The organism is Massilia pseudoviolaceinigra (genome assembly GCF_030846505.1).
Lineage (GTDB): Bacteria > Pseudomonadota > Gammaproteobacteria > Burkholderiales > Burkholderiaceae_D > Telluria_A > Telluria_A violaceinigra.
The window spans coordinates 38,044-49,129 of sequence record NZ_JAVCWL010000047.1; the positions used below are offsets into that span (position 1 = coordinate 38,044).

Consider the following 11,086-nt stretch of genomic DNA (forward strand, 5'->3'; position numbering starts at 1 on the left):
TGGCGGCCGTCGGACGGCAGTGTTCAACTTCTCATCATGCCAAGGTGCGCCAATCTTGTCGATATGCACACCTTACATGAAATGTAACATTTTCCGTGCGCGCCACGCGCCGATGTCTAGACGAGGGGCATATCGAGCGGCGCCAGGCCCACCAGTTCGACCACCGCCTGGATGGCCGGCGGCTCGATGTAGACAATATGGGCTTTCAGGCTGGCCGGCGTGGCGTTCTCCACGGTTGCCAGCACGTAGCCCGTATCGGCGCCCGCCTTGCCGTCACGGTCGAGCGCGATCACGGTCGAGCTGCCGCTCTTGACCAAGAGCAGCACGCCGGCGGCGTACGGGTCCCCGGCCCGCATCGATGCGCTGAACAGGTCGCTGACATCGAAGCGGTCGCCGCCAGGCCCTACCACGAAGTCCGTGACCGTCAGCGTGCCCAGGCGGCCTTGGCCGCTCAGTTCATAGGTATCGACGCCCTCGCCGCCGGTGGCGGTGATCTCGGTGTTGCCGGTATCGCGTACCAGCATGATGGTGTCGTCGCCGGTGCCGCCGTTGGCCACGACGCGGCCGGGCGTGGCGGCCAGCTCCGAGACGATGCGCAGCACGTCGCGCCCGCTGCCGCCGAACAGGCCATGATTGCCGATGCCGTCGATCGACAGCGCGTCGTCGCCGCTGCCGCCGCTCAGCTGCATGTTGCCATACCGCCCCTCCAAGGTGTCGTTGCCGGCGCCGCCATCGGCCACGTGGTCGCCGCCATGGGCCGTGAGCTTGTCGTTGCCATTGCCTCCGGAAAGAAGGTCGCGGCCGAAGCCGACATAGAGCACGTCATCGCCATCGCCGCCGTAGACCTGGTCGTCGCCATGGTAGTCGGTGAGGTAGTCGTTGCCGGCGCCACCGAACAGCTCGTCGTTGCCGCCGCCGCCATTCATCGAATCGTTGCCGTCGTCGCCGCGCATGACATCGGCGCCGCTGTTGCCGTCCAGGGTGTCGTGGCCGGCGCCGCCGATGATGAGATCGTCGACCGGGCTGCCGGCCAGTTTGTCGTTACCGCTGGTACCCGTGAGCACCACCGTGCCGGGCGAACCGTCCGGATTGAAACCGTAGGTGATATTCTGGGCAGTGATCTGGCCTGGCTGCACGCCCTCGAGCGTGGCCAGCGTCTGGAAACCGGCGCCTGTGCCGGCGGCGCCGTCCGCATCGAACTGGTACAAGGTGTCGGCGCCGCTCTGCACCAGGCGCAGATAGCCGTTGCTGCCGAAGGGATTGCCGGACTGTTCCAGGTAAACGCGCAGATCGAGCAGGTCGCCACCGGCGCCGGCCTGGAAGTCGGTCACGATCACTTGCTCCTCGTGCCAGCCGTTGACGAACGCAATGGTGTCGCGCCCGCCGCCGCCGGTGACCTGGCTTTTCTCCTCGCCCTTGCCCGGAAGGAAAATGATGGTGTCGTCGCCTTCCCCGCCGAGCACGGTGGTATCGGCGCTCGCGCCCAGGGTCGACACCTCGATCTGGTCCTTGCCGCTGCCGCCGTCGAGCGTATCCTTGCCGCTGCCGCCGTACAGGGTATCGTCGCCGCTGCCGCCTTCGAGCAGGTCGGCGCCCTGCTGCGCCGAGCTCAGCACGTCGTTGCCGGTGCCGCCGCGCAGGATATTGTCGCCGCCGTCGAGGTGGGCCTCGTAGTAGTAGAGGAAGTCGAGCAGCTGGTCGTCGCCGTCGCCGCCATCGAGGGTATCGCTGCCTGCCCCGCCGTTGAGCTCGTCGTTGCCGGCGCCGCCCGCCAGGACATCGCGGCTCTCTCCGCCATCAAGCGTGTCGTTGCCGCTGCCGCCGTCGAGCAGGTCCGCGTCCAAGCGGCCGTGGAGGGTGTCGTGGCCATCGCCGCCAAGCAGGGTATCGCGGCCGTTGCCGCCGTCGAGCGAGTCGCCGGCGCCGGTTTCGTTGCCGCCATCGAGATAGTCGTCGCCGTCGGCGCCGCGCAGGGTGTCGCGTCCCCCCAGTCCGTTCAACTGGTCGTCGCGCGTGCTGCCATTGAGAACCTCGTCGCCCTGCGTGCCGGTCAGGACCAGCCCTTCGGCCACGCCGGTCGGATCGATGCCGCCGTCGATGTGGGCGCTGGTCAGGCTGGCCGCATTCACCCCGGCCAATACCATTGTTGTCGTGAAGTCGAACTGGGCGCCGGCGGCGCCGTCGTAGTCGCGCTGGAGCAACGTGTCGGCGCCTTGCTGAACGAAGCGCAGATAGCCCGCCTTGCCGAAGGGATTGGCGCTGACGTTGTATGGTACCAGGGCGTCCACGTTGAGGCGGTCGGCGCCGGCGCCGAGATCGAAGCCGGCGATCGTCAGGTCGGCGCCGCCCGATGACAGGACGAACAGATCGCTGCCGCCATCGCCATGCACCACGACTTTGGACGGCGGGCTGTTGTACAGGTGGATGTTGAAAACGTCATCGCCGGCGCCGCCGTGGATCATGGACGTGTTCGGCTTGTACATCAGGTCGAAGTCGATGGTGATGCGGTCGTTGCCGTCGCCGGCGTCGACTGTGTTGTTGCCGCCGGTTACAACGCGGATGTCATCGGCGCCTTTGCCGCCGAGGACGATGTTGTCGCCCGCGCGGGCGGCGAGATAGTCGTCGCCGTCGCCGCCATCGAGGGAATCGGCGCCGGCGCCGCCGACCAGGACATCGTCGCCGGCGCCGCCGAGCAAGGTATCGTTGCCGGCCTCGCCGCGCAGGTCGTCGTTGCCGCCCAGGCCCTCGATCCGTTCGTCGGCCGCGCTGCCGTACAGGACGTCGTCCTCCTCGGTGCCGATGATGACGACCGGCACGGTGGCGCTGGACGGGATCGATTCAAACGCGAAGCGCTTGGCATCAAGGGAGGTGGACGGCGGTACGGGAACAGAGCGGGTCATGACATTCCTTGGGCTTGATGGAGCTAACGATTGGCGTCGGATCGACGCCAATCGTTAGCTCCGTATCATGCCCGCGCGGGGTCATCTTGTCGATATGAACAACTTAAATAAAATGTAACAACTGATCCGGCAACCCCGAGCCGCCCCAGGGGAGTGGCCGTGGTTTGGCATGCGGGTGCCTAGCCGGCGTGGATATCGCCCACGGCGTGCGGCGCCAGGCCCACCAGTTGCACCGGTGCCATGGCGGGGGCGGCCGGTGCTTTGGCGTAGATGAGATTGTCGGCAGTCAGCGTGCTCGCCGCGACGTTTTGCAGGGTCAGCAGCGTATAAGCCGTGTCGGCACCGGCCGTGCCATCGCGGTCGAACTCCACCAAGGTCGACGTGCCGCTTTGCAGGAAGCGGACGATGCCCGCCGCCAGCGGGTCGGCGCCCGGCATGGACGCGGTGAACAGGGCTTTCACATCGATGCGGTCGCCGCCTGCGCCGGCGCTGAAATCCTTCACGATCACGCTGCCGGTACGGCCAGCGCCTTGCATCTCGTAGGTATCGACGCCCGTTCCACCGCTGGCGTTGACGACGGTGCTTGCACCCATATCGCGGCGCAGGATGATCGTATCGTCGTCGGCCCCGCCCGATGCCACCACGCGCCCTCCCCACATGTACATGTCGAGCACATCGCGTCCGTTGCCGCCGAACAGGCCACTGTAGCCAGCAGCAACGATTTTCAGATAGTCATTGCCATTGCCGCCATTCATTTGGGCCTCGGAATATCCACCGTCCAGGGTGTCGTCACCCGCACCGCCGTCGAGGACGGTGTCGCCATCACGCACCGTCAGCTGGTCGTTGCCATTGCCGCCAGAGAGCGTGTCGGATCCGTAGCCACCGGTAAGGATGTCGTTGCCTTCGCCACCGACCAGCATATCGTCGCCATCGCCGCCCGACAGGACATCGGAGCCGGCGCCGCCGTCGAGGTAATCGTTGCTAGCCTCACCGAACAAATGGTCGGTGTCGCCCAGCCCATAGATGCGGTCGTCGAGCGCGCCGCCGGCCAGGGTGTCCATGCCGGCGCTGCCGGTGAGGGTCAGGCCGGAAGTCGGCGTGGCGGTGTCGGGCGGGCCGGCCAGCGCGGCGGTTGCGCCGGCGTCCTGGCCGATACCGGCGGCAGAGCGGTGCGCCAGTGCGAACGTGGAGCGGGCCAATGCCGCGGTAGAGGAAATCGTCATGGTCATCCTTGGAGTAATAGAAAGGTGAACAGCCAGCGAGGCATTCCTGGCAATGTTTACAGATTACTATCAGGCCGGCCGATCCCTGACAGGTGTGCTTAGCCGGCGTGCACGTAGTCGGGCGCCACGCCCACCAGTTCCACTGGCGCCATGGCAGCAATGGCCGGTGCCGTGGCGTAGATGAGATTGTCCGCCGTCAGGTTGGCGGCAACCACGTTCTGCAGGGTCATCAGCGTGTAGGCGGCGTCGGGACCGGTATTGCCATCGGAGTCGAACTGCACCAGGGTGGAGGTGCCGCTTTGCAGGTAGCGCAGCACGCCTGTGGCGAGCGGGCTGCCAGGTCCGCCTGAGTTGGGCATCAAGGTGACATCGACGCGGTCGCCACCGGCGCCTGCGTTGAAGTCCTTGACCGTGATGTTGCCGCCCTGGCCAGGACCGGTCACTGCGTAGGTATCGACACCGTCGCCGCCGGTGGCGGTCACGCTGGCGTTTCGGCCAGGATTCCTGAGATTGAAGGTGTCGTCGCCCGCCCCGCCCGACGCCACCACACGGCCGTCTGCAAGCTGCATGTCGAGCACGTCATTTCCGCTACCGCCAAACAGGCCGCTATTGCCAACGACAGCAATTTTCAGGTGATCATTGCCGCTGCCACCATTGAGGAGGCCGTTACTGAGTCCGCCATCGAGGGTGTCGTCGCCGGCGCCGCCGTCGAGCACGCAGTCGCCCATTATCATGAACAGTTTGTCGTTGCCATTGCCCCCCATGAGCGTGTCGGCCCCAAAAAAGCCGCGGATGTCGTCGTTACCATCGCCGCCGCTCAGCTGGTCATCGCCGGCGAAGTCCTCGATGGTGTCGTTCCCGCTGCCGCCATTGATGATGTCGTTGCCCTCCGCATCAAGCAATTTGTCGTCGCCGCTCCCGCCCTCGATGCGATCGTCGCCTGCTCCACCGGCCAAATAATCCCGGCCCTCGCCGCCGTACAATTGGTCGTGGCCACCGCCTCCCTCGATGTAATCGTTGCCTGGCTCGCCATGGAGCATGTCGTTGCCCTCGCCGCCCGCGATATAATCGTTACCCAACTCGCCATGGAACACGTCGTTACCCTCCTTACCGGAAATGGAGTCGTTACCGCTGCCCCCCATGACCGTATCGCCGTGCCGGCCGCCGTGGAGGTAATCATCGCCTGCGGTACCGACGACAAAACGGCCGCCGTCCGTCCCGTCGGGCTTGATTCCAGCCACAAAATTGGCAGCATCGACACTGGTGGCGACGATGCCGCGCAGGGTTGCCAAGGTATGGAAGGCGAAGGCCGTGCCGTTGGCGCCATCGTCATCCATCTGCAGCAAAGTATCGTTTCCACTCTGGACCAGCCGCAGGTAGCCGCTGGCGCCAAACGGGTTGGTCGATGAGGATGCCGTGATGGCGCTGAACTCAAGTCGATCACCACCGATGCCAGTCTGGAAATCGTTGATGACGACGCTTTCGGCGTGCTGGCTAAACGAAAAGTAAAAAATGTCGCTGCCGCTACCGCCCGACACTTCCACACTTTTAGCCGCCTTGCCCGGATTAAAAACGATCTTATCGTCACCGCCACCGCCGGAGACACTGACCAAGCCACCCGTCGGGGAGCTCCAGGAACCGATCGTGAATTCGTCGTTGCCGGCGCCGCCATTGAGCGTATCGTTGCCGAAGCTGTCGGAAAGCGTGTCGTTTCCATCGCCACCGTCGAGCAGATCGTCCCCTTCGCCGCCGATGAGTAGATCGTTGCCTGCGCTACCCGACAAGGTATCGTTGCCGTCGCCGCCGTACAAGGAGTCGTTGCCGTCGCCGCCGTCCAGGTAATCATTTCCCTCCCCGCCGTACAGCCGGTCCGCGCCCCCCAAGCCGTCGATGCGGTCGTTCAGCACATCGCCGGTCAGCGTATCGTCGCCCTCGGTGCCGCTCAGCGCCAGTCCGGCGTGCGGATCGGCCGCCGCACCGAGATTTGCAAGTGCGGCGTTCACATGGGCATCCTGCCGTATGCCGGCGCTGGAGCGATGCATAGGAACAGGCGTCGCGGAAGGGGAATTCGTCATGATGATCCTTGAGGTGATGGAAGCTGAGCAAAAAAACAGATTATTTTGCCAATATTGTTTATTATCTTGTCATCATGCCCGGACAGCATAAATATGTCCATATGAAAATATTACATGTGGTTAAAAACGGCAGAGTCAACGCAGCCAGCCGGTGCGCACGAATCGGGCTGCTGCGAGGTTTTTGTAACCGCGACACCATTGCGGGGTTCGGGCCCTTCGCGGCAGCGGGGGCGCCAGCCCTGCCGGCTCCCGCATGGCTGTTTAAGGGGCGTGCATGTAGTCGGGCGGCACGCCCACCAGTTCCACCGGCACCAAGGCAGCGTGGGCCGCTACCTTGGCGTAGATGAGATTGTCGGCCGTCAGGTTGGCGGCCACGACGTTCTGCAGGGTCATCAGCATGTAGGCGATGTCGGGGCCGGCAGTCCCATCCAGATCGTCCTGCACCAGGGTCGAGGTGCCGCTTTGCACGTAGCGCACCATACCCGAGGCAAGCGGGTCAGAAGCCCAGCCGGGTTGCGCATGAAGGTGACGTCAATGCGGCCGCCACCCGGGCCCGGGCTGAAGTCCTTGATCGTCAGACACGGTCGCCGCGATGCCATGCAGGATCGCCAGCATATGAAACTGCGCTACCTGGCCGGCGGCGCCGTCTTCGTCGAACTGCAACAAAGTGTGGCTTCCGCTCTGGAGAAGACGCAGGTAACCAGCGGCGCCAAACGGGTGGCCGGGGCCGGATGGCGCCCCGTAGACGTGCAACCGATCGCCGCCGATGCCGGCCTGGAAATCATTGATGACATTCGTTTCGGCATGCTGCCCCGAATCGAAACGAAAAATATCGCTACCGCTGCCCCCCGATATCTCGACGCGTTTCGTTGCCACGTTATCGCCAAGGAAGATGATGTCGTTGCCGCTCCCGCCGAGGATCTGGACAGTGCGTAACGAGGGGGATTGTTGCGAGCCAGTGTCGATCTGGTCGTCGCCGGCACCGCCGTCGAGGGTGTCATTGCCCGCACCATCGATCAGGTAATCGTCGCCTTCTCCGCCATCGAGCAGATTATCGCCGCTCTGTCCGATTAACCCGTCATTTCCGCTGCCGCCGCCGAGCGTGTCGCTGCCTTCTTCGTCAAGGAGTTGATCGGCACCGGCGCCGCCGGACAGGAGATCGTTTCCCGTCCCACCCCACAAGGTGTCGCTGCCAGTGCCTCCATCGAGGTAATCGTTGCCGGCCAGACCGAGCAACATGTCATTGCCGCCCAGTCCCGCGAGACGGTCGTCCAGCGCGCCGCCGCTCAGATTGTCGGCGCCCTAGGTGCCGGTCAAGGTCAGGCCCGCAGTCGGGCTGGCGGCGTCGATTGCGCCGGCAAGGGCGGCGGATTGCTGGGCCGGGGCGAACGGGGAGCGGGACAGCAGCATGGAAGGAGAAATGATCATGGTCATCCTTAGGTGATAGAAAGATGAACCGCCATTGAGATACTCTTGGCAATATTTTCAAATTGATATCATGCCTGCGCGGGATAACCACGTCCAGCGAGAAATTTACATAGAAACTCAGAAAAAGATCAGCTGGGATCGACCCAGCCGGCGCGCAGCTGTTCTTCAAAGTCGGCCGCCGGCAGCGGACGCGAGAACAGGTAGCCCTGCACCTCGTCGCAGCCGGCATCGCGCAGGAATTCCAGCTGCTGCAAGGTTTCCACGCCTTCCGCGATGACCCTGTGGCGCAACTGGCGTCCGATGCTGATGATGGTGCTGGCGATGGCGCAGTCGTTGCTGTCGAACGGTAGCCCGGTGGTAAACGAGCGGTCGATCTTCAGGGTGTCGATCGGAAAGCGCTTCAGGTACGACAGGCTCGAATACCCGGTGCCGAAGTCGTCCAGCGACAGGCTCACGCCAAGCGCGGTGATGCGGTCCATGATGGCGATCACGCGCTCGATGTCGTGCATCAGCGTGCTCTCGGTAATTTCCAGCTCCAGCCACGACGGGTCGAGCTGGTAGCGCGCCAGGGTCTCGCTCACCCGGACCGGCAAGGCCGGCGAAAATTCGCGCGCCGACACGTTCACGGCGAGGCGGAATGGCGGCAGGCCGGCCGCCTGCCATTGCGCCGCCTGGGCGCAGGCAGCCTCCAGCACCCATTCGCCCAGCTGGACGATGAGGCCGGTCGCTTCGGCCAGCGGAATGAACTCGGCCGGCGGCACCAGGCCGCGCTGCGGATGCATCCAGCGCACCAGCGCTTCGGCGCCGACCATCGAGCGCGTGCTGATCTCGAACTTGGGCTGGTAGTGCAGCAGCAGTTCGCCATCGGCCAGCGCCTGGCGCAGGCCCGATTCGAGGCGCATGCGTTCCTGCATGCCCTGGTTCATGTCGTGGCTGTAAAAGGTCACGCTGTCGCCATCGCCGCCCAGCTTGGCGCGCGCCATGGCGATGTCGGCCACGCGCAGCAAGGCTTCGGCATCGGCCCCGTCCTGCGGGTAGACGCTGATGCCGATGCTGGCGCCCACGCGCAGGTCGTGGCCTTCGATGATGATCGGCTCGACCAGCGCCGCCTGCAGCTTGTGCGCCACCGTGGTCGCCTCGAAATGCTCGCGGATGTCGAACAGGCCGACCGCGAATTCATCGCCCGACAGGCGCGCCACCACATCCTGCTCGCGCAGCACCTGGCGGAAGCGCTGCGCCACCTGCTTGAGCAGCTCGTCGCCGGTGGCGCGCCCGAGGGTGTCGTTGAACATCTTGAAGCGGTTCAGGTCGATGAACAGAATGCAGGCGGTGGCGTTCTTGCGCTGGGCCGAGGTCAAGCCCTGGTCGACCAGCTTGGCCATCAGGCTGCGGTTCGGCAGGCCGGTCAGCGCGTCGTAGTAGGCCAGGTGGTGCAGGCGTTCTTCCGCGTGCTTGCGTTCGGTGATGTCGGTCAGGTAGGCGATCAGGCCGATCGGGCGCTGCTCGCGGTCGTGCAGCGGAGAGAGCGACAGGCTGGCCCAGAACACCTCGCCCGACTTCTTGCGGCGCCGCACTTCCATCATGCGCCCGCCCTGTTCCACGAAGGCATCGTGGAAGGCCGTGTCTTCCTCGGCGTACAGGAACAGGATGTTGCGCCCCACCGCTTCCTGCGCGCTGTAGCCGAACAGGCGCTCGGCGCCCTTGTTCCAGCTGGTGATGTAGCCGGTCTGGTCCATCGTCAACACCGACTCGTGGATCTGGTCGAGTATCTGCGCCTGGTGCGAGAGCTCCGCTTCGAGGTCGAGGTAAGCCTGGGTCGAGCGCAGCGCGAACTCGTTGACCTGCAACAAACTGGCGGCCAGATCGGCCAGGCCAGCCAGCAGGCGGCGGTCGGTGTCGTCGTAGGCGGCGCGCCCGCTGACCACGAAGCGGCCGAAATAGTGAGCGCCGCTGGTCACCTCGCAGGCAAGCTGGGGAACGGCGCCGTCGGCCGCCGCCCCCGGCGCGGCAAAGCTGCCGTGCGGACTGGCCAGCAAGTCGCGCGCGATGCGCCCGAGCTCGGCCGCAAGCGGCTCGCCGCGCAGCTTGAGCACGGCGGCACACAGGGCGGCACTACTGGTCAGGAAATCGGTCGCGGCGCTGACATGCATCCTACAGGTTCCTGCCGACCTGGATCGCCCAGTGGAAGGCGTGCAACTGGCTTTGCCACCATTGTTTGTTGTCGATGCCGAGCGCGGCCAGTTGCGCGGGTGCCGGCAGGCGCTGTTCCACCATGCTCAGTTGTTCGCCGAGGCGCCCTTCGCGCAGCAGCAGCGCTTCGGCCGCGGCCGGCGCCAGGCCGAGCGCGCCGACGATGTCTTCCATCGACATGCCGAACAGCACGTCGAGCAGCGAAAACACGCCGGTCATGAAAGCGATGTCCTGGGCATCGCGCTCGCCGCCCTGCAGCTTGCACAGGCATTCGAGCTGGGCCGCGCGCAAGGCAGCCAGCGGCAGCAGCGGATTGGCCATGCCGTCGGGCTGCTGGCGCGCGTACAGCAGCAGTTGCAGCCAGCGCTGCAACTGGCGCCGGCCCAGCAGGTTGATGGCCTGGCCGAAGCTGGTAATCTGGGTACTGAGCGCAAACGCGGCCGAGTTGACCAGCTTGAGCAAGTGATAGGACAGCGCCGGATCCTGCTTGAGCAGTTGTTCGAGCTCGCGCGATTCGGCGTCGCGCGCCAGCAGGCCCAGCAGAGCCAGCAAGCGCTTGCGCGAGGTGCCGTCGTGCGGCTTGACGCTGGGCGCGGGACGCAGCGGCCACGCGCCGCTGAGCCATTCGAAGCCGGCCTCGGTGCAGCGGGCGAAGTGCTCCGCGCTGTGCACGCCATGCGCCAGGTGCGGGCCGAACAGGGACAGGACCTGGTATTTGCCGCCGCGTACCACCGGCAAGCCCGCGCTGCAGTCGAGCGCAACCGCACGCAAGGCGGCCGGCACCTTCACGCCCTCGGCCGGCTGGCCGTCGAGCAGCACGCGGTAGCCTTCTTCGTGCAGCGCCAGCACGTGCTTGACCAGCGCCTCGTCGCCGAGCACGCCGGCATCGATGGCGAAAATCATCCGGTGCGGCGGCATCAGCGCCAGCAGCGCCTGTGTCAGTACAGCGGGCGATGCGAGGTGCAGGATGCAGTCGAGCGGCGCAATGGCGGTGAGGAGGTCGGGCTCGCCGAACACGGCGTGCAGGGCGGCGGCCTGGTCGAAGCCCGGCGCGATGCGCACGGTCAGCGCCAGCCACTCGTTTTGCGCATTGGCCGCCGCTTGCATTTCTACCAACGGGAACGGTGTTGTGTCGAAGGCAGCCATCGGCGTCTTTGAATTAGGGGGTTGGACAATCTTAGTTGAGATAATGATCCGAAGCAACCACTTCGTGGCTCGTGCAATAGCAGTTCGTCATCATTATTTTCCGTCAATGCAAAAGGATACTAGC

8 protein-coding genes are annotated in these 11,086 nt (G+C 65.1%); all 8 read right to left on the minus strand.

Annotation, left to right across the window (positions count from 1 at the left end):
• Window positions 1–116: 116 nt before the first annotated feature.
• The 8 genes from RBA40_RS30750 to RBA40_RS30785 all read right to left on the minus strand — a co-directional run bounded on the left by RBA40_RS30750 (window position 117) and on the right by RBA40_RS30785 (window position 10,962).
• Complete coding sequence (locus tag RBA40_RS30750; protein WP_306652467.1) at window positions 117–2,900, minus strand: calcium-binding protein; 2,784 nt, start codon at window positions 2,898–2,900, stop codon at window positions 117–119.
• A 179-nt stretch (window positions 2,901–3,079) separates the two neighbouring features.
• A complete protein-coding gene (locus tag RBA40_RS30755; RefSeq protein WP_306652470.1) occupies window positions 3,080–4,123 on the minus strand; it encodes a calcium-binding protein in 1,044 nt (347 codons plus the stop codon).
• Between the two features lie 98 nt (window positions 4,124–4,221).
• Window positions 4,222–6,126 (minus strand): calcium-binding protein, encoded by a 1,905-nt coding sequence (locus RBA40_RS30760; RefSeq protein WP_306652471.1) that lies wholly within the window; start codon window positions 6,124–6,126, stop codon window positions 4,222–4,224.
• Between the two features lie 333 nt (window positions 6,127–6,459).
• Complete coding sequence (locus tag RBA40_RS30765; RefSeq protein ID WP_306652472.1) at window positions 6,460–6,666, minus strand: hypothetical protein; 207 nt, start codon at window positions 6,664–6,666, stop codon at window positions 6,460–6,462.
• Window positions 6,667–6,729: 63 nt separating this feature from the next.
• Entirely contained in the window at window positions 6,730–7,488 is a 759-nt protein-coding gene (locus RBA40_RS30770; RefSeq protein WP_306652479.1) for a calcium-binding protein, read from the minus strand.
• 12 nt (window positions 7,489–7,500) lie between these two features.
• A complete protein-coding gene (locus RBA40_RS30775; protein ID WP_306652474.1) occupies window positions 7,501–7,626 on the minus strand; it encodes a hypothetical protein in 126 nt (41 codons plus the stop codon).
• A gap of 128 nt (window positions 7,627–7,754) precedes the next feature.
• On the minus strand, window positions 7,755–9,776 hold the full coding sequence (locus RBA40_RS30780) for a putative bifunctional diguanylate cyclase/phosphodiesterase (RefSeq protein WP_306652475.1): 2,022 nt from the start codon (window positions 9,774–9,776) through the stop codon (window positions 7,755–7,757).
• A gap of 1 nt (window position 9,777) precedes the next feature.
• Entirely contained in the window at window positions 9,778–10,962 is a 1,185-nt protein-coding gene (locus tag RBA40_RS30785; protein ID WP_306652477.1) for an HDOD domain-containing protein, read from the minus strand.
• Between the last annotated feature and the right edge of the window lie 124 nt (window positions 10,963–11,086).

Coding starts and splice junctions, on each gene's coding strand:
- RBA40_RS30785 (WP_306652477.1), bottom strand. CDS start 10,962: ATGGCTGCCTTCGACACAACACCGTTCCCGTTGGTAGAAATGCAAGCG.
- RBA40_RS30750 (WP_306652467.1), bottom strand. CDS start 2,900: ATGACCCGCTCTGTTCCCGTACCGCCGTCCACCTCCCTTGATGCCAAG.
- RBA40_RS30775 (WP_306652474.1), bottom strand. CDS start 7,626: ATGATCATTTCTCCTTCCATGCTGCTGTCCCGCTCCCCGTTCGCCCCG.
- RBA40_RS30755 (WP_306652470.1), bottom strand. CDS start 4,123: ATGACGATTTCCTCTACCGCGGCATTGGCCCGCTCCACGTTCGCACTG.
- RBA40_RS30780 (WP_306652475.1), bottom strand. CDS start 9,776: ATGCATGTCAGCGCCGCGACCGATTTCCTGACCAGTAGTGCCGCCCTG.